We start from the raw sequence: 25,919 nt of genomic DNA on the forward strand, positions 1-25,919 counted from the left end.
CTATTTCCTGAGCTGGCTGGCAGCGCGTGCGAGCGCTTCGATCTCGTCCCATTTGCCGGCCTTGACCATGTCGTCGGGCGCGACCCAGGAGCCGCCGACGCAGATGACGTTGGGCAGGCTGAGGTAGTCGGCGGCGTTCTTGCCGGTGATGCCGCCGGTCGGGCAGAATTTCACGTCGGCCAACGGCGAGGCGAAAGCCTTCAGCGAGGCGATGCCGCCGGACTGCTCGGCCGGGAAGAATTTCAGGAAGCGCAGACCCGCCTCGCGCGCGGCCATGATCTCGCCGGGCGTGATGGCGCCGGGCAGCAGCGGAACCTCGCTGTCGGCGGCGGCCGCCAGAAGCTCGCGCGTGATGCCGGGGCTGACGATGAAGCGCGAGCCGGCTCTGGCCGCCTCGTCGAACTGCCTGCTGTCCAGAATGGTGCCGGCGCCGACAATGGCTTCCTCGACCTCGGCCGCCACCCGCCGGATCGCTTCCAGCGCGTCGGCGGTCCGCAGCGTGATCTCGATCGCCGGCAGGCCGCCACGTGCCAGGGCACGGGCCAACGGCACGGCGTTGGCGACATCATCGATCTTCAGCACCGGGATGACCGGCTGGCCGTTGAGGAGCGACAGGAGTTTTTCGGTCTTGCTGGGCATCTGCCTCTCCATAGCCAAGGGGTGATTTCAACCGATTAGCAGACGGGTGTTTGCCTGTCCACGAAACCGGTCGCGTCGCGATGTCACGCGCCGCCAGGCAGCTTACGGGCTCCATCCCGACAGGGCCATGAAAGATACCCAAGTCCGTTTCGCCTTGAATCGGCTTTTACGAGCGTCTAGTTGCTCTGGCAATGACACCGTCCGACCCATCCCAGCCCGTCCGCGTCGCCGCGCTCTACCGGTTTGCCCGGCTCGACGCCTTCGAGACGCTGCGCGCGCCGCTCGCGGCCTTCTGCTGCGGACGCGGCATCAAGGGCACGCTGCTCCTTGCGCATGAAGGCATCAACGGCACCGTCGCCGGCAGCGAAGAAGCGATCGCCGAGCTCATCGACTGCATCGAAGCCATCGACGGGTTGGCCGGCCTGGAGGTCAAGTTCAGCAGTGCCGCGGACATGCCGTTCCACCGCATGAAGGTGCGGCTGAAGCGCGAGATCGTTACCATGGGCGTCGAAGATATCGACCCAGTGGCGAGTGCCGGCACCTATGTCGCGCCCGCCGACTGGAACGCGCTGATTTCCGAGCCCGACACGATCGTCATCGACACGCGCAATGCCTACGAGGTTTCGATCGGCACGTTCAAGGGCGCGGTCGATCCGGCGACCGCGAGCTTTCGCGAGTTCCCGGCCTGGGTGGAAGCGCACCGGGAGGAGCTCGAGGGCCGCAAGGTGGCGATGTTCTGCACCGGCGGCATACGCTGCGAAAAGGCGACCGCCTATGTCAAGTCGCTCGGCTTCAAGGATGTGTTCCATCTCAAGGGCGGCATCCTCAAGTACCTCGAGGAGGTTCCGGCGGAGCAGAGCCTGTGGCAAGGCGAGTGCTTCGTCTTCGATGAACGAGTTTCGGTGTCGCACGGTCTCGCCGAGGGTGACGCGCAACTCTGCCGTGCCTGCCGCCATCCGCTGACGGCGAGTGAGTTGGCATCGCCCAGATATGCCGCAGGCATTTCTTGCCCGCATTGCTTCGACGCCCGCACCGACGAGGACCGTCAGCGCTACGCCGAGCGCCAGCGGCAGGTCGAGCTTGCGCAGGCGCGGGGCAAGGGGCCGCATATCGGGTCCTGATCCGGGCGAGGGAGCCCGGCAAAGCGGCGGCCTGTCATTGCAATGTCAGGTTTCGGGACCTACGTCTTCGGCGTTCGAAACCTGCCCGTTCGGCCGGGCAAAAGCTGGAGGCACTGAATGTTCGATCCCAAGAAGCTTCTCGACGATCTGCTCGGCTCGCAAATTCCTGGCACCAGCGGCACCGTCCGCGACAAGGCGGGTCAGGCCGTGCAGATGGCCAAGGACAACCCGCTGGCCGCCGGTGCGCTGGCAGCGGTGCTGCTTGGAACAGGGGCCGGCCGCGAGGTGACAGGTGCCGCGGTGAAGCTGGGTGGATTGGCAGCGATCGGCGGCCTCGCCTATAAGGCCTACCAGAACTACAAGGCCGGCAACGCCCCGGAGCAGGCGCCCGCCGCCGGCGAACCGGAATTGCTGCCGCCGCCCAAGGACACCGCCTTCCATCCGTCGCAGGCGCCGCAGGGCGAGGATGAGTTCACGCTGACCCTGGTGCGGGCGATGATCTCGGCGGCCAAGGCCGACGGCCATGTCGACGACGAGGAGCGCAAGAAGATCGCCGGCAAGCTCAGCCTTTCGGGGATCGACGCCGATGCCGAGAAATTCCTGATGGCGGAGCTGGAACGGCCGCTCGACCTCGACACGCTGGTGGCGGAGGCCAAGACCGACGCGCAGAAGCTCGAACTCTACACGGCATCGCGTCTCACCATCGATCCCGACACGCGCGCCGAGCGCGGCTATCTCGACCTGCTTGCCGGCCGGCTTGGCCTGCCGGACGCGCTGGTCGACCATGTCGAGGCGACGGTTTCGGCGGCCAAGGTTCCCGCAACTAAGGCCGGGACTTCGCCCAACCCACGCTGGTAAGGGTCAGATCGGGACAGGCCGTCTTTGCGCGTTAACCTTTCGTTAACTCAGGAAGCGCATGATTCTACACAGTCGGATCGGCTTTTCCTCCTCCCAAGCCCGGTTCAGATCAGGGCGGTCGCCAATGACCGCCCTTTTTGTCGGCCCATGCCGGGGCTTTCTCCGAAAACCGGACATGATTTTTCGAGGGCATGCTCGCGCAGGTCCGCTTGCCATCGCTGCCGTCATTTGCGATGCCTTCTGCCGAGCCAGATCCTGAAAATCAGTCGGGCACGCTCGGCGCTGCCGGAGGACATCAGCCATGACCGAAGAAAGAACCGCCATCGTCACCGGCGCCGGCACAGGCATCGGCAAGAGCGTCGCCACGGCGCTGCTCAAGGCCGGCTGGAACACGGTGTTCTGCGGCCGCCGCAAAGCGGTGCTGGATGCCGCGATCGTCGAGGCAGGCCGGACCGAGGCCAAGGCACTGGCGGTCGCCTGCGACATCAGCAAGGCTGGCGAGGTCGACGATCTGTTCGAAACGGTGGCGGAAGCCTTTGGCCGCGTCGACCTGCTCTTCAACAATGCCGGCATGGGTTACAAGTCGACGCCGATCGACGAGATCCCGGTCGAAGTGTGGAACGATATTGTCGGCGTCAATCTCACCGGTTCGTTCCTGTGCGCCCGCGCCGCCTTCGGCGCCATGCGCAAGCAGCGGCCGATGGGTGGGCGCATCATCAACAATGGTTCGGTGTCAGCCTATGCGCCGCGCCCGGGCTCGGTGCCGTATACGGCGACCAAGCATGCCATCACCGGCCTGACCAAGACGCTGGCGCTCGACGGCCGGCCCTACGACATCGCCTGCGGCCAGATCGACATCGGCAATGCGCTGACCGACATGGCGCAGCCGATGACCGTCGGCGTGCCACAGGCCAATGGCTCCATCGCCGCCGAAGCGGTGATGGATGTCCAGCACGTCGCCGATGCCGTCGTCCACATGGCCAGCCTGCCGCTCGAGGCGAACGTACTGTTCATGACCGTGATGGCAACCAAGATGCCGTTCGTCGGGCGTGGGTAAGGCCGGGCTTTCGCCGCCGGCTCATTTGCCCGCCAGCGGCGCGCCGGGCTTGAAAAGCAGAATGGGCCTGATCTCGTAAACGGCGGTCGGATTGACACGGCGAAGGTCGCGGGCGATCGCGATGGCCTCGTCCCGCGTGGCGCAGTCGACGACATAGAGGCCGAGCAATTGTTCCTTGGTCTCGGCGAAAGGACCGTCGATGACCACGCCGTCGCCCGGACCGCGCAAGGTGAAGGCATCCTGTGTCGCCCCCAGACGCGCAGACGGTCCAAGCGTGCCTTCCTCACGAAGCCTTGTGTTGATCTTCAGCAACTCGGCCATCAGTGCCGTATCTTCCTGCGGCGTCAGCGCCTTGATCGCGTCTTCCACGTGATAGGCAAGGATTGCATAAAACATACGAGGAACCTCACTTCGATCCTTATCCGAGGACCGTAGCCGTTCTGGAGATGCACGCCCAGTCTTGGCCGCTTGCCTGCGGACGGCTCATGACACCGCCATGGCAGCCGGCCACAAACCATCCCGACCCGCGCGGCAGACGCCAAGCCTCACTTGGCGAGGAACGCCCCGATCCGTTCCAGCGCGCGCAAGATGTTCTCCTCGGAGTTGGCGTAGGAGAGCCTGACATAGCCTTCGCCGAGAATGCCGAAATCGGGGCCGCCGATCAGCGCCACGCCGGCGTCGTCGAGCAGTGCGGAGGCGAGTTTCTTTGCCTTCCAGCCGGTCTTCGAGACATTGGGGAAGGCGTAGAACGCGCCCTTGGGCGTGATGCAGGAAACGTTGGGCAGAGCGTTCAGCCCCTCGACCACGACCTTCCTGCGGCGGTCGAAGGCGCGCATCATCGTGTCGACATCGTCCTGCGGGCCATCGATGGCCGCGATGCCGGCGAACTGGCTCGGCGCGTTGACGCAGGACCAGCAATTGACCGCCAGCTTGCGTACCTTGTCGTAGAGATGGGCACCCTTGTCGCCGTTCGGCCAGATCGACCAGCCCATGCGCCAGCCGGTCATCGCCCAGGTCTTGGACCAGCCATTGAGCACGATCAGCCGGTCGCGGATCTCGGGGAAGCCGAGCAGCGAGCAATGCGTCTCGCCGTCATAGGTCATCACGTCGTAGATCTCGTCGGAGAGGATGGCGACATCGGGGTGCTTCTCCAGCCCCTTGACCAGCTTCTCGATTTCGGCGCGCGGCGTGACGCCGCCGGTCGGGTTGGCCGGCGAGTTGAGGATCAAGAGCCTGGTCTTGGAGGTGATCAGCGCCAGCGTTTCCTCGGCCGAAAAGGCAAAGCCGTTTTCCTCGCGCATCGGCACGGGAATGGGGGCCGCACCGGTGAATTCGATCATCGAGCGGTAGATGGGAAAGCCGGGGTCGGGATAGAGGATCTCGGCGCCGGGTTCACCGAACATCAGGATGGCGGCGAACATGGTCGGCTTGCCGCCCGGCAGGATCATCACCGTCTCGGGCGAGACCTCGACGCCGGTGGTGGTCAGCGTGCGCCGCACCACCGCCTCGCGCGTTGCCAGAAGCCCGTTGGCGGGCGTGTAGCCGTGGTGGCCGTCACGCAGCGCCTTGATCGCGGCCTCGACGATGTGCTGCGGCGTCTTGAAGTCAGGTTGGCCGATGCCGAGATTGACGATGTCGCGACCCTGTTGGGCCAGAGCGGTCGCCCTCGCGAGCACCGCGAAGGCATTTTCCTCGCCGAGACGGTCGAAGGCCGAAATCGTGTGGAGCATTTTTCCCGTCCGTGTGGTTCTTACTGTGGGGTTGCGTTTTTGTGAGCTTCGGCCCGCAAAAGTCAAACGGATTGGAGTCTTCGGTGTCGGAAAATCTCAAAGATTGGCAACCGCGCCCGCGACCCGAGCGCAAGGCGATCGACGGCCGCTATGTCAGGCTCGAACCGCTGAGCGCCTCAAAGCACGGTGACGGGCTCTATGAAGCGTCTTCCGTGTCCGATGTCGACGGCCGCTTCGCCTGGCTGCCCGACTATCCGCCGGAAACCCGCGCCGCCTTCCAGCCCTGGCTGGACAAGGTCGAGGCGAGCGAAGACCCGCTGTTCTTCGCCGTCATCGACAAGGCCAGCGGCAAGGTCGCCGGCCGCCAGACATTGATGCGCATCGATCCCGCCTACGGCGTCATCGAGATCGGCAACATCTATTGGGGGCCGCTGATCTCGCGCAAACCGGGCGCGACGGAAGCGCAGTTCCTGTTCATGAAATACATCTTCGACGAACTGGGTTACCGCCGCTACGAATGGAAGTGCAACAACCGCAACGAACCGTCGAAGCGGGCCGCGGAACGGTTCGGCTTCAAGTTCGAAGGCATTTTCCGCCAGCACCTCATCGTCAAGGGTGAAAACCGCGATACCGCATGGTATTCGATCATCGACAAGGAATGGCCGGCCCTGCGCAAAGCCTATGCAGCGTGGCTCGATCCGGCCAATTTCGACAGCGCCGGCCAGCAGAAGCGACGGCTCGAGGATTTTCGCGCGGATTTCGGCGCCTAGGAGTTTGCCATTGGCGCATTCCCACGACCACAGCGGCCATGATCACGGCGGTGCCGGCCATATGCATGGCGCGACCGACAAGAAGCGCGTGCTGATCGCCGCCTGCCTGACGGCGGGCTTCATGGTGGCGGAAGCGCTTGGCGGCCTGTTCACCGGATCGCTGGCGCTGCTGGCCGATGCCGGCCACATGCTCGCCGACGCCATCGCACTCGGCCTTGCCTGGTATGCCTTCCATCTTGCCGGGCGGCCGGCGACCGGGCAGCTCACCTATGGCTTCGGCCGGGTAAAGACATTGGTCGCCTACACCAACGGCATCGCCATCTTCGCCATCGCGCTGTGGATCGTCTACGAGGCCTGGCAGCGCCTGCTCACACCGGCGCCGGTGCTGGGCGGACCGATGCTCGTGGTGGCGATCCTCGGCCTGCTGGTCAATATCAGCTCCTTCCTGGTGCTGCATGGCGGCGACCGCGAAAGCCTCAACATGCGCGGCGCCATCCTGCATGTGCTGGGCGACCTGCTCGGCTCGGCAGCGGCAATCGTGGCGGCCCTGGTCATCCTGGCGACCGGCTGGACGCCGATCGACCCGATCCTGTCGGTGCTGGTCTCGCTGCTGATCCTGTCGACGGCCTGGTCGCTGATGCGCGCCGCAGCCCATGTGCTGCTCGAAGGCGTGCCGCCAACCCTCGACCGGGATCTGATCGCCACGGACATCCAGAGCGCGGTCAAGGGCGTGCGCGAGGTGCATCATATGCATATCTGGTCGCTGGACGGGACAAGCACCATGGCGACGCTGCATGCCTGCCTCGACGAGGGCCTCAATGCCCATCAGGCCGTCAGCGCCATCAAGAAGCGGCTTGCCAGCGAGCATGGCATCAGCCATGCCACCGTGGAACCGGAATTCGGCCAATGCGCCGACGAGGCCGACGACCACGATCATGAGCATGAGCACGATGCGGCCGCGCATCACAGCCACCATCACTAAGCCCGGTCGGTAACCGGCCCCGCCTCAGGAGTTCCACAGCTTTGAAAGCCAGCTTGACGAATGCCCGCTGCCCCGGTGCTGCATGATGGACCGCGACACCAGGAATGCCGCTATTGCCGCGCTGTGGATCATGCTGCTGTTCGGCATTGCCGCCTTCTACCTGCCAACCGTGATGCTGGCACTCGGCAGTCTCTCAACCGTGCTCGCCGGTATATTCGGCATCGTCTTCGTGCTGGCGTTTTTCCTCGTCTTCTGGCTGCGCGCGCTCAGCCAGCGCAAAAATCAGGACAAGTAAGGGAATTTTGACATGCGCATTCTGATCACTGGCGCCGCGGGCATGGTCGGCCGCAAGCTCATCGCCCGGCTGGCCAAGGACGGCACGCTGCGCGGCAAAAAGATCGCCGCGCTCGACCTGCACGATATCGTGCCGCCGCAGGCCCCGGCCATGGAGGGCGTCAGCATCAGCACCCATACCGGCGACCTTGCGGAGGCGGGCGCTGCCGAAAGCCTTGTCGCGTCGCGGCCGGATGTCATCTTCCATCTCGCCGGCATCGTGTCGGGCGAGGCGGAAGCGAATTTCGACCTCGGCTACCGCGTCAATCTCGACGGCACGCGGGCTTTGTTCGATGCGATTCGCCTGGCGGGTTTTGCGCCGCGCGTCGTCTTCACCTCGTCGATCGCGGTGTTCGGCGCGCCGTTCCCGGATATCATCCCCGATGACTTTCACCCGACGCCGCTGACCTCCTATGGTACGCAGAAGCAGATGAGCGAGGCGCTGCTTGCCGACTATTCCAGGCGCGGCTTCTTCGACGGCATCGGCATCCGCCTGCCGACCATCTGCGTGCGGCCCGGCAAGCCGAACAAAGCGGCCTCCGGCTTCTTCTCCGGCATCATCCGCGAGCCCTTAAGCGGGCAAGAGGCGATCCTGCCGGTGCCGCGCTCGGTTGTGCACACCCATGCCAGCCCGCGCTCCGCGGTGAACTTCCTGATCCATGCGGCGGAGATCGACAGTGCCGTGGTCGGGCCGCGCCGCAATCTGACGATGCCTGGCGTCGCCGTCACCGTCGGCGAGCAGATCGAGGCGCTGGAGCGTATTGCCGGGCCGAGAGTGGTAAAGCTGATCCGCGACGTACCGGACGAGACGATCTGGGCGATCGTCAAGGGCTGGCCGACCCGCTTCGAGGCGAAGCGGTCACGGGAGCTCGGCTTCAGCGCCGAGAAGAGTTTTGACGAGATCATCCGCGCCCACATCGAGGATGAGCTGGGCGGCCAGATTCCTGGGTAGGAGTTGCCATCCCATTTCGATGAGATGGGGAAGGGCCTAGACGCTGCCCGTCAGGCTGGCCGACAGCAGCAACAATCCGAACAGGAAGACGAAGGCGGCGCCGCCGATCTCGACGATCGAGTGGATGCGGTTGCCCATGCGGCCGTCGCCGGCGAAATACACCGCCCAATTCTTGGCGGTCACGGCAAGCGTTGCCAGCGCCGAGACGGTGATGGCGGTGCCTAACGACATTGCCAGCACCGACAGCAGGCCGCCGATCCAGAGCCCGTTGAGCAGCGCGAAGCTCAGCACGATCAGTGCGCCGGAGCAGGGGCGGATGCCGACGGCCGCCACCGCCGACCAGGCGGTGCGCCAGTCGAAGCGATCGCCCGACAGCAGCGCTGGATCGGGCGCATGCGAGTGGCCGCAGTTTTCGCAGACCTCGCCCACCGCGTGATCGTGATGCGCATGGTCATGATGCGCGTGATCGTGCGCGCCATGGTCGTGATGGTGGTCATGCGCGGCGTGCTCGTGATGGCTGTGCGAATGGTCATGGTCATGGTCCCCATGCCCCTGCAGTGCGTGCGAATGGGCATGCGCCGAAAGGCTGTGCGCGGCATGCGAATGGCCGGCGTGGGAATGACCCGCGTGAGAGTGCCCAGCGTGCGAGTGACCCGCATGCGAATGGCCGGCGTGCGCCGCCGAGAGACTGTAGGCAGGCGCCCTGCCGAACAGGCGCAGGATGGACGGGCCGAGCTTGCGCCACAGCAGCCAGGCGCCGAACAGGGTGACGAGGGCAAAGCTCATGATCTCCATGAACCAGGCCGCGTCGGTCATCGAGATGGTTGTGCCGCGCAGGACGAAATAGGCAAGCAGCATGACGGCGATCGCCGTCAGACCCTGCAGCAGGGCGGAGACGAAGGACAACAGGATGCCGCGCTTGAGCGCCACTTCATTGGCCACCATATAGGAGGAGATCACCGCCTTGCCGTGGCCGGGACCGGCGGCATGGAAAATGCCATAGGCGAAGGACAGGCCGATGAGCACCCAGAGCTTGCTGTTGTCCTGGCGCATCGCCTTCATGGCTGTCGCCAGCGCGCGATAGAATTCCTGCTGGCGCAGGTTGATCCACATCAGGATGTGGGCGAACGGGCCGGTGGTGGGCGCCATGCCGTCATTCACGCCGATGCCGAGCGAAGACTGGGCGTGCGCGGCATTGGCGAAATGCATTGCGGCAAAGGCGAGGGCCAACAGGCCGAATGCCAAACGCAGGGACGGTTTCGTCACCGGCTTCATCCTTCTGGCTGACAGGTCAGTTCGAGCTTGGTGGCAAAGATCTTGCTCATGTCGGTGCCTGTCGGGTCGTTGAAGAAGGCATCCGTCAGGGTCTTCTGGTTTTCCTTGATGGCTTCGTCAGGGTCCGGACGGATCACCTTGCTGGTGCAATTCGACGGCAGGCCTGCAACGGTGATGTTGGAATCCTCGGTGAAGTCGATCGCCGTGTAGAAGGTCGGGTCGTAGACGCCGATGTCGATCGTGCCGGTCAGCTTGATCGGCTCCTTGGGTTCCGACTCGAACAGGATGATCAGCTGGTCGTTGTCGAAATTGGCCATCAGATGTGGAGGCGGCACCATCGTCACGTCCTTGCCGTTCTGCGTGACGAGCTGGAAATAGTTGAATTCGGCCAGCGAGGCACGAACGGTGTCGGCGACCTCCTTCAGCTCCTTGTCGTCAAGCTTCAGGTCGGAGTTCTTGTCGAACTCCATCATCACCGTACTCGAAAACAGGTCGTCGAAGCGCCAGAGATGGCGCAGCGCTTTCACACTTTGGTGATCCGGAGAGAGGATCACGTCCAGGCGTGCCTCGGCAAAGACGTGCGGATGCACGTAAGCCGGTCCCGTCGCGGCAAGGGTCGCCGCCAGGGCCGAGGCCAGTATGATTGCGTGCCGTTTGAGCTGCATTCCCGGTCGCGATTCCCTTGGCTTTGGAGAGAAACCGAAGGTTACCAGAAAGGGGGCGAAATTGGGACCGCCAGTGCGCGTCACCCAAAAGTGCGCAGCGGTTTTGGGATCACGACACGCACAAACTCAGAGCGTGTCACCCAAAAGTGCGCAGCGGTTTTGGGACCACGACACGCACGCCACAGGAACCTGGGGCAGGTCAAGCGACCTCACGCGTCCTGAACCACTGCACCAGGAAGTCGACGAAAACACGGACCTTGGCCGGCAGATAGCGGCGATGCGGGTAGACGGCGAAGATGCCGCCGCCCGACAGGATGCGGTCGTCGAGTGCCGTCACCAGCTGGCCGCTCTTGAGATCGGGCGAGGCGATGAAATCCGGCAGGATGCAAAATCCGAGTCCCGACAGGGCCGCGGCCCGCGCCGCCATCGGGCTGTTGACCTCGATCGGGCCTGATACGGCGACGCTCAGCTGATCGTTGTTGTCGCCCTTGAACGCCCAGTTGTTCAGCCCGCGGCCGTTGGTGTCGACGATGCAGGGCATGTGGCCGAGATCCTGCGGCCGCGTCGGCATGCCATGCTTGGCGATCAGTTCGGGCGAGGCGCAGAGTTTCACCGAAAACGGCGCCAGGCGTCTCGCGATCAGCGACGAATTCTCCAGGCGCGAGATGCGCACGGCGAGGTCGAAGCCCTCCTCGACCAGGTCGACGAAGCGGTCGTCGAGCTGGATGTCGAGCACGATGTCGGGGTGCTGCTTGGCGAAGTCGATCAGCGACTGGCCGATCGGCGCATCGGCGAAGGTGCGCGGCGCCGACAGTTTGATCCTGCCGCGCACGTCGCCGGAGGATTCTCGCACGGCGTCCGCCAGGCTGTCGACCTCGCGTACGATCTCCGAGGCGCGCCGGTAATAGGTGTGGCCGGCCTCGGTCATCGAGAATTGGCGCGTCGTGCGGTTCAGCAGCAGCGCGCCGAGTTCGTCCTCCAGCTCGCGCACATATTTCGACAGCAGCGCCTTGGAGCGGCCGATCTTGCGCGCCGCCGCCGAAAAGCCCTCGGCCTCGACGACGTCGATGAAGGCGCGCATGCGGGTCAGTGTGTCCATGGTTCAGGCCCTTTGTGCTGCGTCGAGAAGTTTTCGGCCGAGCCGTATCAGGGCAATGTCGCTGCCGGAAGGGCCTAACAGCGAAAGCCCGAACGGTGCGCCGGCGACCGAGCCGATGGGCAAGGTGATCTGTGGAAAGCCGGAAAGCCCGGCGAGGCACAGAAGATGCAAGGCGCGCTCGCGATAGGCCTGGAACTCCTCCGGCGTCGAGTCGACATAGGGCGCCGGGCCCGGCACCGTCGGCAGGACAAGGAAGCCGTCCTTGCCGAGCAGGGCGCTCAGCTCGCCACGAAAGGTCAGGCGGCGCACTTTTTCGGCCTGCGCCGTGCGGTCATCGACGGCGCGGCCGAAGCCGAAACGCTCCTCGACGCCGGGACCAAGGTCGCGCTCGCCGCTGGTGATCCATTCGCCATGCACGCCCCAGGCTTCCTTGGCCTGCAGCCGGCGAAAGCACCAGTAGAGTTCATCAGAGGAAGAGCTGAAGTGCTCGGTCGAGGTCGCCGGAGCACCGAAAACCGTGCCCACCAGCGCCTTCATTGCGGCATATCCGGCAAGTGCGGGGCGGGCGACCATCTCGTCCAGCCAGGTGAGCGATATCGGGCGGTCCAGCGAATGCTGGTGCGGGTCGCGGCCGAGCAGCAGCTTGCCGACGGTCTCATAGGTCTCGATGTCGTCGGCGAACCAGCCGAACGTGTCGAAGCTCGGTGCCAGCTTCATGGTGCCGTCGAGTGAAATGCGGCCATGTGTGGTGCGCAGCCCGATCAGGCCGCAAAAACTTGCCGGCGCGCGGATCGAGCCGCCGGTGTCGGAACCGGTCGCGATGTCGGCCAGCCTGCCCGCCACCGCCGATGCCGATCCGGACGACGAGCCGCCGGTGACGCGGTCGGGCGCCGCAGGGTTCACCGGAAACGGAAGATGCGCGTTCTGGCCGAACAGCGCGAAGGCCAGCTCGTCGGTCTGCGTCTTGCCGACGAAGCGGGCGCCGGCATCGAGAATCGCCTGCACGGCCGGCGCCGTGCGCGAGGCGGCATTGCCTTCGGCGAATTTCCTGGAATTGCCACAGCCGGTGCGGTAGCCGGCGACGTCGTAGATGTCCTTGACAGCCAGCCGCAGGCCCGCGAGCGGGCCGAGTTCGGCATGAGCCACGGGCACCTGGCGAAGATCGAGGAAGGCGTTGTAGGGGCCGTGCGTGCCTGTCATCGTTCGATATCCGGATACGGTTGCATGTACATTGTTCGATGCCGGAAATTTTACAACCTGCGATACGATTTTTATTGATTGTGAAATCCTTCGCCCCTATATCGCGCTTGCCCAAAGTCGCACGTGCCTGTGGGTGTCCGCCGATCCTCGAATGGTGAGGGAAATCGGTAAGGTAACTGGAGCCAACCCCTCCAGTCGGTCTAGCGGCCAACCGCCAGCCCGAGGACACCTTGAAGCAACGACGGTGCGGGCCTTTCTGGTTCTCTGCCGGTTGTCCAAAGACCGGGGTTACTGAAGAGGCACACCTTCATTGCCGGCAGTGCGGAACGGGGTTCTCCCAATCCAAGCCAAGGCAGACAAAGCGGACCGAAGCCGGGCAAGGCCGAGGTTCATCGCCGCGAGACGGCGTTTCATGGTTCCGGGGTCTCCACCGGCTGGTTCCATGGATTTTCCGTCCCGCCTTTGTCCACCGCGTGTTCGCGAGGCCGACAGCCCGCGTCCGCACCCTTGTGCGCGCCGAAAGGCGTGTTTGGAGAAACCCGATGGCTACCCAGCGCATCCTCGATTTCCTCGCCACCCGCCGTCCGTCCGGCCCTTGCCTTGTCGTCGACCTCGATGTCGTGCGCGACAATTTCCGCGCCTTCGAGAAGGCGCTGCCCGATTCCAAGATCTACTATGCGGTGAAAGCAAACCCGGCGCCGGAAATCCTGCGCCTCCTTGCTGCGATGGGCTCGTCCTTCGACACCGCTTCCGTTGCCGAAGTCGAGATGGCGATGGACGCGGGTGCGCCCGCGGACCGCATCTCCTTCGGCAACACCATCAAGAAGGAGCGTGACATCGCACGCGCCTACCAGCTCGGTATCAAGCTGTTCGCGGTCGATTGCGTCGAGGAGGTCGAGAAGATCGCCCGCGTCGCTCCCGGCGCGCGCGTGTTCTGCCGCGTGCTGACCGACGGCGAAGGTGCCGAATGGCCGCTGTCGCGCAAGTTCGGCTGCGTGCCGGCCATGGCCGTCGACGTGCTGCGTCATGCCAAGGGCCTCGGCCTCGACGCCTATGGCGTGTCGTTCCATGTCGGCTCGCAGCAGACCGACTTGACCGCCTGGGACCGTGCGCTGGCCGACGCCAAGAAGGTGTTCGCCACGCTCGCCGAGGAAGGCATCGTCTTGAAGATGGTCAACATGGGCGGCGGTTTCCCGACGCGCTATTTGCGCGACGTGCCGGCGGCCCAGGCCTATGGCCAGGCGATCTTCTCGGCGCTGCGCAAGCATTTCGGCAATGCCATTCCCGAAACCATCATCGAGCCGGGCCGCGGCATGGTCGGCAATGCCGGCGTCATCAAGTCGGAAGTCGTGCTGATCTCGAAGAAGGCCGACAATGACAATGTGCGCTGGGTGTTCCTCGACATCGGCAAGTTCGGCGGTCTGGCCGAGACGATGGACGAGGCGATCCGCTATCCCCTCGTCACCCGCCATGACGGCTCGGAGACCGCGCCTTGCGTACTCGCCGGCCCGACCTGCGATTCGGCCGACGTGATGTACGAGAAGACGCCGTATCCGCTGCCTCTGTCGCTGACGATCGGCGACGAGGTGCTGATCGAAGGCACCGGCGCCTACACGACCACCTACTCGGCGGTCGCCTTCAACGGCTTCGAGCCTCTCCGATCCTACGTGATCTGACGGTTCGAAAGAACTGATCAGATCATCCCGGACGGGCGCTTGCCGCCCGCCCGGGCTCGCTTGTGGAACAGATCTCCGCTCGCCAGGGATTGCGGAAATGGAAATGTCAGTTGAAATCGTAGCTCATGCGCCGGCCTTCTCGATGGTCGCCGAAACCGTCGCCGACGTCGCGGCACGCGAAGCCTTGCTCGATCGTGCCATGGGGCCGATGCGGCGGAAAAAATCGTCGGAGAAACTGCGGCGGGGCCGCCGGCCTTCGGAAGGCCTGGCTTTCGTCGCGCGCGATGCCTCAGGCGGCGTCGCCGGCACGGTGCGGCTGTGGGACGTCAGGCTGGGTGAGGGCGGCCCGGCGGCATTGCTGCTTGGCCCGCTCGCCGTCGATCCGTCGCTCAAGAATGCCGGCATTGGCTCGGCGCTGATGCGCCACGCCGTGGCCGAGGCGGCGCGTCTCGGCCACGCGGCGATCCTGCTGGTCGGCGATGCGCCCTACTACGGACGCTTCGGCTTCTCGGCCGACAAGACGGGCCGGCTGGCGATGCCAGGCCCCTATGAGCGGCATCGCCTGCTGGCGCTGGAGCTGGTGGACGGCGCGCTCGACGGCGTGCACGGCACGCTGAAGGCTTGCGGCCGCAAGCTGAAGGCCCAGGCGCCGACACTGGCCGCCTGAGGCATCGACCCCGCTATTCCTCAAACAAACGCCGCCTGAAAAGGCGGCGTTTTGATTCATTGACCCATCGGGTAATCGTGCGTGCTCAGCCGATCAACTGGCTGAGCGCCATGGCCACCGTCATGTCGCCTTCGACTTTGATCTTGCCGGTCATGAACGCCATGGTCGGGTTCAGGTCGCCAGCGATCAGCGATTCGAGATCGTCGAGCGAGAGCTTTATGGTGCAGTCGGTGGGGGCATCGGTGTTCGAGACGGTTGCGCCGTCGATGACGATGACGCCGTCGCCCCCGGTGTCGAACTTCACGGAACGATCAAACCCGCTGCTGGCCACGCGCGACTTGATCTTCTCGGCAATCTCCTGAACGCTCACGCTGTTCTCCCTGTCTGGTTGTACCTGTCGCGCAGGGCATTTCGGTCCGGCCGAAGCCCATGCGGCATCTCTGGCGATCACGGTCGCTGCCGCATATAGCTTCTGGTTGACGTTTACGTCAACGCAAATCCTGGGGACTGGTTCCTGTCGCCGCATCAATAGCCTGTCGGGCACCAGTGGTCAGTGGGCCGGCGGCGCTTCCGCTTCGGCAGGCTTCGCGGTCCCGGCAGCCGCGGTGTCGGAATCCTGCCGACGGCGTAGCCAGTTGTCGCGGATCTCGTCCTTGCTCAGGAAATTGACCTGATCGATCAGAACCTCATGCACCAGGTTCGTGCCGACGCGGGTGTTGACGGTGTCGCGGATGGCGGCGCGAAAGGAATCGAGATCGATCGTCGCCTTCTTGGTGAAGTCGATCTGGGGATTGGCGTAGAGGTAGCTGTAGACCTGGTCGGTGATGAGCGCTTCGGCCGGAATCGACAGTTTCTTTATCTGCTCCGGTTCGACGGTGTAGACGAGCTTGGCCAGGAAATAGCCGCCGATCTTGGAATCGCGGATCAGCGGCACCGAAATGACGTCGGTCTTGACGTAATCCAGCCCGCCCAGCATCGGCTTGGGTTTCTCGCCGACGCCGCGTTCACCGGCTGCCTGGAACGAATAGAAGACGGCGCCGAGCGTGGCGGCGCAGACCCAGACCGCGATGGCGATGATCTTGATCATTCAGAGCCCGACATCATCGCGCTCTCGAGCCTGTTCCATCCCAATTCAATCGGGATGGGGCTCTATCTCTTTGTTTGAGCATGATCTTTTCCAAAACCCGGCATCCATTTTTCGGGATCATGCTCTAGCCTTTCATCCGGCCGAACTCGCCGGCGGAGTAGGTGCCGTCGGTTTCGGCGCGCTGGATGGCGCTGCGCAGCAGGCTGGCGACCTCGTTGACGGCGCTCAGATGCGCCAGGATCGCCGCCTCGTTCTTCGCCAGTTTCTGGCGCAGCCGGGTCAGGCCCTCGCGGTGCTGTTCGAGGAACTCGGCTTCGCTGCCGCCCTTCATGGCGCGGGTCAGCTCATAGAGATAGCGGCTCTTGCGGGCGTTCGACGCCTTGAGATCATAGCCGGTATCGCTGCGGATGCCGGCAGTCTCTTCCTCGACCACCTCCTCGATGCGGCCGATGATGGCGGCAAGGTTTCCGGGCCGCGCGAACGGGATCGGAGCCTCCGACGCGGTCGTGCGGGCCGGCAGGTTGGCAGTGAATTCGGAAGAATCGGCCATGGTGTTTCCCATTCTAGATCTTGATGTCTGTTTTTATGGTTGTCTCGTCGCCGGTCATCGATCTGGCGGCCTTGCGCTGCAATTCCTGGACGAGCGAGGTGGACAGACGGGTCTGCTGATCGATCTCGGTCTTTTCCGGTCCGTTTGACACCGGGCCGATCGGCACCTTGCGCTTGCCGTCCATATAGTGGTCGGCAAGCAGCGACTTGGCGATGCCGATGCCGCCGCGCTCGGCCATGACGTCGGCGACGCGCTCGGCGAGCTGCGACTTCCACATGTCGCCGGCCAGACCCGTGCCATAGACGCCCTCTGTGTCCTTGGGCAGCATGTTCTGGATGAAGGTCTGCAAGACCATCGCCTCGAACTTCTTGAATTTTTTGGCCGGATCGGCTGTCGCCGCCGCCTTGTCGGCCGTGGCGCGCGACAGGATCGAGCCGGCATCGACAGACGCCGCGGTATCTAGCGAACCGGGGGTGTCGACCGAAAAGGCACCGGCAGCGGCGCCCGCGCGCTTGGTCAGCGCGGCGCGGGCAGCCTCGATATCCATCGGATCGGCAGCTCGGGCGACATCCATAACGATGTCGCTGGGTGGAGAAATCGCCAAGAAAGTCCGCCTTTTACCGGGTTTCCTTAGCCAGACCATGCCTCAACAAGCTTGTGGCAGGCTTGCGCGAGGGGGAGGAGGGCGGACTGTGGGGATTGAGCGGCTGCTTCGGGTTCTCGCCGACCTTGCCTGCGGCGGTAGGCGGATGGCCGGAGTGCCCTGCCAACGTCGAAAGTCGCTCCGCTGCCTCTACAGGTCTTGACGGGAATTGGCGTGCCTGTTTGAGAACGGGGGGCGAGACATTCGCTGCATGGGAGACGGGCAAGCGGTGGGCAAACAGTGAAGCGCGTTCTTCGAATGCTTGCCGCCGTGATTGTGGCGTCCGGCCTGGCCGGGTGCACCAGCATTTCCTACTACGCGCAGTCTGTGGAGGGCCACGTGCAGATCATGGCCGCGCGGAAAAATGTCGGAAGGCTTATCCGCGATCCCTCGACGTCCGAGGCATTGCGCGCAAAATTGACGTCGGCCAGCGCCATACGCCGCTTTGCCACGGAAGAACTGGCGCTGCCCGACAACAGCAGCTATCGCAGCTATGTCGACATCGGTCGGGCCGATGTGACCCTTGCCGTTTTTGCCGCGCCGCAATTCTCGCTTACGCCGATAACCTGGTGCTTTCCGGTCTTCGGTTGCGTTCCGTACCGGGGTTACTTTTCCCGGAAATCAGCGGCTGAAAGCGTCGCCGAACTGCAGCGGCAAGGACTGGACGTTTATGTGTCAGGCGTCACCGCCTACTCCACGCTGGGCTGGTTCAGCGACCCGCTGCTCAGCACCATGCTGCGTCAGGACGACACTTACATCGCCAGCCTTATCTTTCATGAGCTGGCGCATCAGAAGATCTATGTGAACAACGACTCCGCGTTCAACGAGGCTTTCGCGGTCGCCGTCGAAACCAGCGGTGTGAGGAAATGGCTCCGAGCTACCGGCAATCGCGCCGGATTGCGCCGCTACGAAGCCGATCGCAACCGCCGGGCGGATTTTCTCGGGCTGATAGCGAAAACGCGCGATGAGTTGCGGCAGGTCTATGGAAGTCCCCGCGCACGTGAGCAGATGGCGATTGCCAAGGCCGCCACGATCGACAGGCTGCGGATGCGCTATCGGCAGATGCGCGACAAAAGCTGGGCCGGATACCGGGGATACGATGCCTGGTTCGATGCCCCTATCAACAATGCAAAGCTCGCCGCGACTGCCGTCTACGGTGAACAGGTTCCAGCGTTCCTTCATTTGTTCGATTTGTGTTCCGGCGATTATCCAAGGTTCTACGCTGCTGTTCGCCGGATCGCGGATTTGCGCGAACCTTCCCGTGCCGAAGCGCTCAAGGCCGCGGATACGTGCAATTGATTGAGCAAGCTCGGGACCTAGCGGTCTGGCGTCGCCTTGCTCGTCAACAGTGATGATCCAATGTCTGCGTCGAGCGCGAAGCGCTCGCAGCGCTCGCCGTCGAACACATCGATGAAGCTCTCGATGTGCTTGAAGCCGAGCTTCGCCAATATCCGCAGCGACGCGAAATTGCGCGTTGCTGCCTCGGCCGTCACCTGTTCAAGCGCCAGGGTTTCAAAGGCGTAGCGCAGGACTTCGCGCGCCGCCTCGCTGCCCATTCCGTGCCCCCAATGCGCGCGCGCCAGCACAAATCCCAATGCGGCTGCCTTGGCGTCGGTTGTGCCGAAGGACAGGGTTATCGTCCCGATCGCGTCCGATACTCCCGCCTGGTCTATGGACCACTGGATCGCCCTACCGTCGGCGAACCGCTGACGCGAGCGGGCCAACCATCGCTCGCCCGCTCCTATGTCGCTGGGAATGGGATCACCGGCAAGGGAGGCGGATTCGACATCCGTCGCGCGCGCAAACCATGCCGGGATATCCCGTTCGCCGGGCGCCCGAAGCACGAGCCTTGGTGTCATGAGTTTGGGAAATCGGACTGCTTCCATGGGGGCATTTTCGACCCGAGGCGGCGCCAATGCAACGGCGCGGGCAGGCCGCGTCCGCCAGCTGGAAATGACGGCCCCGCTTGCGTCCGGAACCAGCCATTCAGCCGCAACCAGCATGGTCGCGAAAGCGTACCGTTCCTATGGGACTTCGTAGAGTTCCAGCGGCAATCCATCTGGGTCGCTGAAGAAGGTAAACCGTTGATCTGTATATGGGTCGATGCGGATTGGCTCAACGGCGACGCCGGCGGCTTCCAGGCGCATGAGAACGGGATCAAGATTGGCCACGGCAAATGCCAGATGCCTCAGGCCTGTCGCCTCTGGATAGGACGGCCTCGTCGCTGGGGCGGGGAAGGAGAACAATTCCAGCTGGACGGACCCGATCCGCAGGTCGGCCTTCCATGACTGTCGCTCTTCCCGATAGACCTCCCGGATCAGATCGAGGCCGAGGAGTTCGACGTAGAACCATCGCGACCGGTCGTAATCGGTGCAGATGAGCGCGACGTGGTGAATGGCGTTCAGCATGTTGTGAACTCTAGCGAAGCTTGGATTTGAGGCCAAGGTCACCAGCGGGCACGAAGCACTTTGTTATGTCGCCACTCAAAGATACAGTACGGCAGCTTCCAGGCTTGGCGGGGATCGGCGGACGGCGACCATGCGGCGCATTGCTGACCGGCAGATTTTGAGCCGTCAACTTTCCTGGCGCGCCGCGAAATTAGTAGCATTTCACGCTGGTTTCACGACACGTATGGAATACGGTCCAAGGGACGGGGAGAACCGGAATGAACGCTCATCGCGGCACGACTACCGCCGGGCTGGCCGTGTCGGGCGGTGTTCAAGGCATCGCCGGCATTGTCGATCCGCGTCAGGTGCAGTTTCGCAACTTTGGCAATGTTGCCGGCGCGGACGAAGCCAAGCTCTATCATGGCCTGGAGACGCCTTGGGCCACTCAGTGCCTGTTTGCCAAGCTGCTGCGCAGGATGAGTGCGGCATCCGCCGGAGGTGGCAATAAAACCAACGAGCGGATTCCGGCAGGATACACCTATCTTGCCCAGTTCGCCGCACACGACATTATCCGCAATTCCTCGCTCAGTCCCTTGTTGGCGGCCCACGAGGCAGAGCGCCGCAACGAACGCGAGGAGGCGCTCCTGCTCGACGTGCTTTACGGCGGCGGACCGTTCTCGGACCCTGGTTTGTATGTTGTGGCCAAGCCCGGTGAAGTTGTCAGGTCGCTCATGCGTACCGGGCCAATGGCACCGCCGTCACCGAACGCCATGGCGATGCCCGCGGGCGCCTGTCCCTTTGCCATACGCGACTTGCCACGCTTTCAGCAGGCCGATCTGAGCGATGGATTCGAAAGTGGTCGGACGGATGTCTTGGTCGCAGACCAGCGTAGCGACGACAACGCCAACATTGCGCAAATGACGGCGCTTTTCCTGCATCTGCACAATGCCGTGGCCGGTGCACTGAGCAGCAGCGGAATACCCAAGAAAGACGTCGAACTGCCGGCAGGTGCGTATCTTTTCGACCGGACACGCCGCGTCACGACGGCGATCTACCGGAATGTGCTGCAAAATGATTTGCTGCCGCGCCTCATCGCCAAGCCGATATGGGACCTCTACAACGAGAACGGGTTCAGACCACTGGTCGACATGCCGCAAGGTGTCCCGATTGAATTTTCCCACGCGGCATACCGCTTGGGCCATTCCATGGTCAGGCTTTCCTATGTCTTCAATGACCAGCATCCGGAAGGCGAAGGGCTGGAAAACGTGTTGCTCAACCGCTCCTCATCACGCCCGCATAGATTCCCGGTCTCCGAACACTGGATCGCCGATTGGTCGCATTTCTTCCAGATCGCCGGCTCGACGCCGCAGTTCAGTCGGCGTATCGGACCAACGGTCAACGAAGTGCTGCTGAGTGCCTACAGCATGCCGATCCTGTGCGTCGGCCCCGATTCAAAGCCACTTGACCCCGCCACGGCGGGTCTGTTGAGCGAGGCAGACAGGGCTGCACTACCCGATCCGAATGCGTCGGGACTTTTGTTCAGCGATTTGGTCCGAGGAACCATTGGTGGCCTGCTCAGGCTCGATGCCTTGATCGAACAATTGCCTCAGGCCGCTCTCGCGACCGCGCCGTTACTCGGTGATGCCGGGAAGCGTGACCAGGCTATTCGATCCTGGCTTCAAGGTTCGACCGTTGCCTTCACCGCGGCCGAGGCGACTGAGCTGGCAGAAAATCCACCGTTGCTGTTCTGGCTGTTGTTGGAGGCCGCGATCGAACAGGACGGGCTGTGTTTCGGTACCATCGGATCGGTGATTGTAGGGGATGTCTTCATGGCAAGGTTCGCGGCCTCGCGCGCCATGATCGAAGACGACCCAATTACGCAAGACCTCGTCGCCAGACTGTTTCCCACCGGCATCCCGCGAACAATGGCCGACCTGATCCTTTTCGTCGCCAGCGCGCTCAATCTGGGCGACGCCTGGCCCCGGTTTATCACCCCGCCTACAACTCCTGGAGCTTAACCATGGCTGACCCCGTCGACAATCTGGACGCCTTTCCCGAACCGATCCAAACCCTTAACTTCGAGGCGACCGGCCGCAAGGTGGTGCAATGGGCACAGGATCCCAGCACGCGTCCGCGCGACTTGGCCGAGTTCAAGGCGCAACTCGATGGACTCGTCGTCGTGCCGGACCGCTACAAGGAAATCCAGATCGTGCAGGGATACGACCACGTCTTCTTCCTGCGGTTACCGCCCAACAATCAAGTGACGCAATCGCAAAAGAAGCTCCAGGCCGAACAAGGTGGCATGGCCGACTATGGCATTCCGGAATTCTATTTCGATGCCATTCTCGAAAAGGTGCCGTTCAACCGCGACAGTTTCTTCTACTCACGCATTGCGGACTACACCATTCGGGGCTGCCGATAGAACGGGCTCTGGCAAAGGCATATGGCTGACGACAATGCCGGCCCCGGCCAGCCCTTGGCGCAGTGCCTCGAGGGCATCTGGACTGTAGATCGGAAAGCTGTCCATGAGCCATGTGCCGACGTTTCCCGGCTCCGGTGACTCATGTCCAAACCACGTCGTCTTCAGCTGCGCTAAAAATCGGTCGGCCTCTTCATGCGCCGCTTTCTCGTTGCCGAGCAAGGCGAGCGCCGCAGCCTTCCAGCCGCCGATGTACGACACACTATCGGCGGCGCGCTCGGCCGCTTCGACGCAACCGGCATAGTCGCCAAGCAGGAACCGCACGCCCGCCTGATAGCTCCATTGCAGGCGTGAAACGCCGAGTCCGGTCTGCAGCGCCAGAGTGGCAATACGCCGCGCGTTCTCGCGATCATCGCAATAGGCAAGCCCGAGAGACGCGGAGACCAAGGTCCAGGGGTCGTTGCCATTGAGTTCGCAGGCCAGAAGGAAGCTGATGGCTGCCTGCTGCGGGATGCCGTTCATGGCGTAGGACCACGCCAGATGCAGTTGGCTTCGGGAATCGATCGGATCGATCTGGGTCGCCTGCTTGGCAAACGTCAGCGCTTCGGCGTGGCGTTCGCGTCGTCGGCCGATGCCGGGGAAGATCAAATGCCGTGAATTGATGATGCCGGCCAACCCGGCGTAGGCGGCAGCGAACCGTGGTGACTCTGCGATGATTGATCTGAACAGAGCCTCGGCCCTCTCCTCTGACTCCGGGCGCCATTGAAAGATCAGCTCCTGCGCCCTCAGCCAGCGGTCGAACTGCTCCAGCGACAGGTCCGGGATGCTGGCGATCTGAACCAGCCGTTCGGACGACATGCTGACGCCCAGCGCGACGGCGATGCGGCGGATGAGCCTCTGCTGGGTCTGGTACCACTGGCTGTTTTCGATGACAAACTGCTCACTCCAGATGTAGCGCCCCGATGCAAGCTGCTTAAGCGTCATGCTGAGACGCAATGTCGGCCCGTCGATAAATCCGGTCGCCTCGATGCAATAGGCATTCTCGGTGAAGCGGGGGGGATGCCCTTCCCATTCCATTACCGCCCAGTCGCGGAATCGCACCAGGGACGCGACCAGTTCACTGCGGAAGATTTGCACGGCGTTCCGCGCGCGGACGGAACCGCTCACCAATTCGAACTCCCGCACGAACAGCAGCACGCCGGCGGCGGGCTCTTGCAGCCGTTGCGCCTGGGACCCGAACGCCTCGGCGGCGATTGCGGTCACCGCCCCCCTGTCCGTGGCCCCGATCGTACCAAGCTTGATGTCACTGACCAGTGCCTGCGTGGCGGCTGAAGGTTCGCTGTCGAACTCTGTTTCAAGCAGGTCCCAAAGCCCCTTATAGGCCCTCAAGGCCGTTGCTTGGTCGCCCATCCGAGCCGACGCTTCCATGACTGCGCGGCACCCGATCTCGTTGGTCGGATCGAGATTGAGCAGGGCTTGTCCGGCTCGCTTTAGCGCTGGCCAGTCTGCCGCAGCCTTGGCCATCGCTTCCAGACACGAGATAAATTCATCCTGAAGGCATTGCCGCTGGACGAGGACCCAATTCCGAAACGAGGGGTCGATGTCGTCCAGGCCATTGAGAAAGCTTTCGGCGACACGCTGCCTCTCCAGAAGGACGGGCGGAATCCTTCCAGCTTTCAGATCGTGCCTGATCTCACTCACATCCACTGTGACGAGCGACTGCTTCAGCGTCACGTTGAGCCGGTCTCCGACGAAGACCCCTTCGACTTCAGCCAGGCAGGTCTTGAGATCGACTACGGTTTGCCTGAGCGAGGCCCTCGCTCGTGCCTCGTCCGATTCACTCCAGAGCAAACCGCAGATGCGCTCGCGGGTTTCAAAACCATGAGGGCTGAGTGCAAGATAGGCAAGGACGGCACGCGATTTGCGGTTTCTCACGGCGATGTCTCGCCCAGATTGGCTCAGCGCTACCTTGTCAAGCGTCGTGACACGGATCAGCGGCGCAGTCCTCGTTGGGGAGTTGTGCCCGATCATCGTTGTCCCGCAACTGCCTCCGTCTACATAAGATCGGCGCGGCCGCTCGGGCCGGCCTGGTCAATGAGGGAACGAAGCCGACGCGACTGGAACGGCGACGGAAGAGGTTGCAGCCCTGGGACGAAGACTTTGGCGACGGGAATGTCAAACATCGGCGTGGTCAGATCTGCTGCGTATATGCGGTATTGCTTTTTAAGCATTTCGCCAACCAAGGATACGAAATTCAAGCCCTTTTCGGCATTTTTGTGCATCAGCAGGCTACTGGACAGGTGTGAGATGAGGTCCGTGTCGATTGCGCCAGGGGTCTCGGGGCGCTCCTCCTGCCGGCTGTCGACCTCGTCGAGCCTCTCAACTCCCTGTTCTGCGCGTTTCATTGCCGCCACATCGAGAGCCAATTCCATCTGGCACATTTCCAGCAGCGCCGCCCTCAGGGCGTTGCCCGCGTCCAGCCTGCAAGCCAGCCCGACTACCAGACCGCGACCATCCGCGTCGAAGGATAGCGCCGCGATTACAGGCGCGGGAAACTCACCCGATATGTCGAGAAACTGGGTGCATCTGCCGAGCTTCTCCTGCCTTATCCGCGCAAGCAGATCGAGCACGCCCGCGCCGGCAAGCGCTTCCAGTCCGATCAACCGGCCGCCGCGCCTGCTGCGCCACCAGGCGGCAGCCGCATCTCGCTCGATTGCTTCCAGCAGCGCCGAGGTCAGGGCAGCCTCGTGGGTTATCCCTGCGGCGCATCCGCAACTGGTCACCCAGGCGCTCCGGTTGGCGCTGCGAATGAAAAGTGTCTCGGGCAAATAGCCCTGCCGACCGTCGTCCAGCCGGCGCACGGGCACCCATCGGTCACTTTCACCGAAACCGGACTGCACCCGGAAATCATCGAGGTGTTCAGCCAGCCGAACGTCCTGCCAATGGCCTACACCATCTACCATCGTGCGGTTCATCGTCCCGTGCGGCACTTGCCATTCGCTATGATATTCGATGCCCTCGCCGATGCAGGCCTCGAATGCGCGCCCCGGGGTGAGGCCGACACCACTGAAGCTGGCAGAAGCGGGTGAGGCCGAATCTCCCCAACTGCGGTGTACCTGCGCACCAAAGAAGTGCAGCCCCGGTGCGTAGCGGGCGTGCAAGCGGAACAGATTGCCAAAGTTTGCCGCAGCTGAGAGTAGTCCTTGGCGGTTATTTGTCGCTATCAAGCCGGGATCTGTATCACCAGAGTCAAGGTAGCCGAGCGCACCGAGCAGCCCGCGTGCCATTGCAGCCTGTTCAGGCGCTAGATCTTGCGGCCGTGAACAAAATCGCGCTGCCAGTTCAAACGCGTTTGCGGCGGTCAATCCACAATCCTCGCTGTTGAAGAAACCCTTTCGCTATTGTCTGCCACTTTCGCCCTACGATCTTGATCGGGTCAACAAAACGTTGCGTGCGGGGCGACCCAAGCTCGGCAAAGACACGGAGCTAAAGATGGCCGTCATCTCACGCTGATTTCACGCTAGCTGGTCTAATGGTTGTTTCAGAGACGTCATCTCGACCGCCCCGGAGCTGAACGACCCGAACCGGACCCATCGAGACGATGGAAGATCGGCGCCAATTCATTTTCCTCCCGGGAGCGGCGCCGCGGGGCCATGACCGGATGGGGCCGGTCTGTGCCTCGCGGCCCACTGGGAAGGGCGAAACGGCTTCTTCGACACAAGGCCATTCTGGGTTTCCTCCCGGGAGCGGCGCCGCGGGGCCATACCGGATGGGGCCGGTCTGTGCCTCGCGGCCCACTCGGAAGGGCG

27 protein-coding genes are annotated in these 25,919 nt (G+C 63.3%); 12 read left to right on the forward strand and 15 right to left on the reverse strand.

What is annotated here, in order from left to right:
* Positions 1-639, reverse strand: coding sequence for a 2-dehydro-3-deoxy-phosphogluconate aldolase (locus JG747_RS10380; RefSeq protein ID WP_027047366.1), 639 nt, complete (start codon positions 637-639; stop codon positions 1-3).
* Positions 640-830: 191 nt separating this feature from the next.
* On the opposite strand from JG747_RS10380, the gene trhO reads away from it, so the two are divergent.
* The 3 genes from trhO (at position 831) to JG747_RS10395 (ending at position 3,675) form a co-directional block, all read left to right on the forward strand.
* The gene (trhO, locus tag JG747_RS10385) at positions 831-1,760 is read left to right on the forward strand and encodes an oxygen-dependent tRNA uridine(34) hydroxylase TrhO (RefSeq protein WP_202361718.1); all 930 of its coding nucleotides are present in this window, start codon (positions 831-833) and stop codon (positions 1,758-1,760) included.
* A 117-nt stretch (positions 1,761-1,877) separates the two neighbouring features.
* Entirely contained in the window at positions 1,878-2,618 is a 741-nt protein-coding gene (locus JG747_RS10390; protein WP_019861027.1) for a tellurite resistance TerB family protein, read from the forward strand.
* 301 nt (positions 2,619-2,919) lie between these two features.
* Complete coding sequence (locus JG747_RS10395; protein WP_010911332.1) at positions 2,920-3,675, forward strand: SDR family oxidoreductase; 756 nt, start codon at positions 2,920-2,922, stop codon at positions 3,673-3,675.
* A gap of 21 nt (positions 3,676-3,696) precedes the next feature.
* Here the strand turns inward: JG747_RS10395 and JG747_RS10400 are convergent, their stop codons facing one another.
* Positions 3,697-4,071, reverse strand: coding sequence for a YciI family protein (locus JG747_RS10400; RefSeq protein WP_202361719.1), 375 nt, complete (start codon positions 4,069-4,071; stop codon positions 3,697-3,699).
* A 149-nt stretch (positions 4,072-4,220) separates the two neighbouring features.
* Complete coding sequence (locus tag JG747_RS10405) at positions 4,221-5,405, reverse strand: pyridoxal phosphate-dependent aminotransferase (RefSeq protein WP_202361720.1); 1,185 nt, start codon at positions 5,403-5,405, stop codon at positions 4,221-4,223.
* Between the two features lie 83 nt (positions 5,406-5,488).
* Between JG747_RS10405 and JG747_RS10410 the strand changes: the two genes are divergently transcribed.
* From JG747_RS10410 to denD, 4 genes are all read left to right on the forward strand, one after another.
* A complete protein-coding gene (locus JG747_RS10410) occupies positions 5,489-6,175 on the forward strand; it encodes a GNAT family N-acetyltransferase (RefSeq protein ID WP_027047365.1) in 687 nt (228 codons plus the stop codon).
* Positions 6,176-6,185: 10 nt separating this feature from the next.
* Positions 6,186-7,157, forward strand: coding sequence for a cation diffusion facilitator family transporter (locus tag JG747_RS10415; RefSeq protein ID WP_202361721.1), 972 nt, complete (start codon positions 6,186-6,188; stop codon positions 7,155-7,157).
* Between the two features lie 82 nt (positions 7,158-7,239).
* Complete coding sequence (locus tag JG747_RS10420) at positions 7,240-7,452, forward strand: hypothetical protein (RefSeq protein WP_202361722.1); 213 nt, start codon at positions 7,240-7,242, stop codon at positions 7,450-7,452.
* A 12-nt stretch (positions 7,453-7,464) separates the two neighbouring features.
* Positions 7,465-8,442, forward strand: a complete 978-nt coding sequence (gene denD, locus JG747_RS10425) for a D-erythronate dehydrogenase (RefSeq protein WP_202361723.1) — start codon at positions 7,465-7,467, stop codon at positions 8,440-8,442.
* 36 nt (positions 8,443-8,478) lie between these two features.
* On the opposite strand, the gene JG747_RS10430 is transcribed toward denD, so the two are convergent.
* The 4 genes from JG747_RS10430 to JG747_RS10445 all read right to left on the reverse strand — a co-directional run bounded on the left by JG747_RS10430 (position 8,479) and on the right by JG747_RS10445 (position 12,681).
* Positions 8,479-9,717 (reverse strand): nickel/cobalt transporter, encoded by a 1,239-nt coding sequence (locus JG747_RS10430; protein ID WP_202361724.1) that lies wholly within the window; start codon positions 9,715-9,717, stop codon positions 8,479-8,481.
* Complete coding sequence (locus JG747_RS10435) at positions 9,714-10,382, reverse strand: DUF1007 family protein (RefSeq protein WP_202361725.1); 669 nt, start codon at positions 10,380-10,382, stop codon at positions 9,714-9,716. Before JG747_RS10435 ends, JG747_RS10430 begins: the two co-directional genes overlap by 4 nt.
* A 199-nt stretch (positions 10,383-10,581) precedes the next feature.
* A complete protein-coding gene (locus tag JG747_RS10440; RefSeq protein WP_019861014.1) occupies positions 10,582-11,481 on the reverse strand; it encodes a LysR family transcriptional regulator in 900 nt (299 codons plus the stop codon).
* 3 nt (positions 11,482-11,484) lie between these two features.
* Complete coding sequence (locus JG747_RS10445; protein WP_019861013.1) at positions 11,485-12,681, reverse strand: amidase; 1,197 nt, start codon at positions 12,679-12,681, stop codon at positions 11,485-11,487.
* A 542-nt stretch (positions 12,682-13,223) separates the two neighbouring features.
* Here JG747_RS10445 and odc2 point away from each other — a divergent pair.
* Positions 13,224-14,357 carry an ornithine/lysine decarboxylase gene (gene odc2, locus JG747_RS10450; protein ID WP_069093068.1) on the forward strand — a complete coding sequence of 378 codons (1,134 nt, stop codon included), beginning with the start codon at positions 13,224-13,226 and terminating at the stop codon, positions 14,355-14,357.
* 97 nt (positions 14,358-14,454) lie between these two features.
* Positions 14,455-15,024, forward strand: coding sequence for a GNAT family N-acetyltransferase (locus tag JG747_RS10455; protein ID WP_069093067.1), 570 nt, complete (start codon positions 14,455-14,457; stop codon positions 15,022-15,024).
* A gap of 85 nt (positions 15,025-15,109) precedes the next feature.
* Here the strand turns inward: JG747_RS10455 and JG747_RS10460 are convergent, their stop codons facing one another.
* From JG747_RS10460 to JG747_RS10475, 4 genes are all read right to left on the reverse strand, one after another.
* The gene (locus tag JG747_RS10460) at positions 15,110-15,394 is read right to left on the reverse strand and encodes an SCP2 sterol-binding domain-containing protein (RefSeq protein WP_064980753.1); all 285 of its coding nucleotides are present in this window, start codon (positions 15,392-15,394) and stop codon (positions 15,110-15,112) included.
* A gap of 180 nt (positions 15,395-15,574) precedes the next feature.
* The gene (locus tag JG747_RS10465) at positions 15,575-16,111 is read right to left on the reverse strand and encodes a hypothetical protein (protein WP_019861009.1); all 537 of its coding nucleotides are present in this window, start codon (positions 16,109-16,111) and stop codon (positions 15,575-15,577) included.
* Positions 16,112-16,235: 124 nt separating this feature from the next.
* The gene (locus JG747_RS10470) at positions 16,236-16,661 is read right to left on the reverse strand and encodes a hypothetical protein (protein ID WP_027047362.1); all 426 of its coding nucleotides are present in this window, start codon (positions 16,659-16,661) and stop codon (positions 16,236-16,238) included.
* 13 nt (positions 16,662-16,674) lie between these two features.
* Entirely contained in the window at positions 16,675-17,304 is a 630-nt protein-coding gene (locus JG747_RS10475) for a rod-binding protein (protein ID WP_019861006.1), read from the reverse strand.
* 258 nt (positions 17,305-17,562) lie between these two features.
* Here JG747_RS10475 and JG747_RS10480 point away from each other — a divergent pair, with 258 nt between their 5' ends.
* Positions 17,563-18,603, forward strand: a complete 1,041-nt coding sequence (locus JG747_RS10480) for an aminopeptidase (protein WP_202361726.1) — start codon at positions 17,563-17,565, stop codon at positions 18,601-18,603.
* A gap of 17 nt (positions 18,604-18,620) precedes the next feature.
* On the opposite strand, the gene JG747_RS10485 is transcribed toward JG747_RS10480, so the two are convergent.
* Complete coding sequence (locus JG747_RS10485; RefSeq protein ID WP_244748362.1) at positions 18,621-19,307, reverse strand: GNAT family N-acetyltransferase; 687 nt, start codon at positions 19,305-19,307, stop codon at positions 18,621-18,623.
* Positions 19,308-19,328: 21 nt separating this feature from the next.
* Complete coding sequence (gene gloA2, locus JG747_RS10490) at positions 19,329-19,712, reverse strand: SMU1112c/YaeR family gloxylase I-like metalloprotein (RefSeq protein ID WP_202361727.1); 384 nt, start codon at positions 19,710-19,712, stop codon at positions 19,329-19,331.
* A 257-nt stretch (positions 19,713-19,969) separates the two neighbouring features.
* Here gloA2 and JG747_RS10495 point away from each other — a divergent pair, with 257 nt between their 5' ends.
* Together JG747_RS10495 and JG747_RS10500 are read left to right on the forward strand one after the other, a co-directional pair.
* A complete protein-coding gene (locus JG747_RS10495) occupies positions 19,970-21,709 on the forward strand; it encodes a peroxidase family protein (RefSeq protein ID WP_202361728.1) in 1,740 nt (579 codons plus the stop codon).
* A 2-nt stretch (positions 21,710-21,711) separates the two neighbouring features.
* On the forward strand, positions 21,712-22,113 hold the full coding sequence (locus tag JG747_RS10500; RefSeq protein ID WP_038649365.1) for a hypothetical protein: 402 nt from the start codon (positions 21,712-21,714) through the stop codon (positions 22,111-22,113).
* Here the strand turns inward: JG747_RS10500 and JG747_RS10505 are convergent.
* Both JG747_RS10505 and JG747_RS10510 read right to left on the reverse strand, forming a co-directional pair.
* Entirely contained in the window at positions 22,075-24,141 is a 2,067-nt protein-coding gene (locus JG747_RS10505) for an AfsR/SARP family transcriptional regulator (protein WP_202361729.1), read from the reverse strand. The two genes, JG747_RS10500 and JG747_RS10505, sit on opposite strands and share 39 nt — an antisense overlap.
* Positions 24,142-24,164: 23 nt before the next feature.
* A complete protein-coding gene (locus tag JG747_RS10510; RefSeq protein WP_223217860.1) occupies positions 24,165-25,475 on the reverse strand; it encodes a YcaO-like family protein in 1,311 nt (436 codons plus the stop codon).
* Positions 25,476-25,919 lie beyond the last annotated feature (444 nt).

Source organism: Mesorhizobium sp. 131-3-5 (assembly GCF_016756575.1).
Classification (GTDB): Bacteria; Pseudomonadota; Alphaproteobacteria; order Rhizobiales; family Rhizobiaceae; genus Mesorhizobium; species Mesorhizobium jarvisii.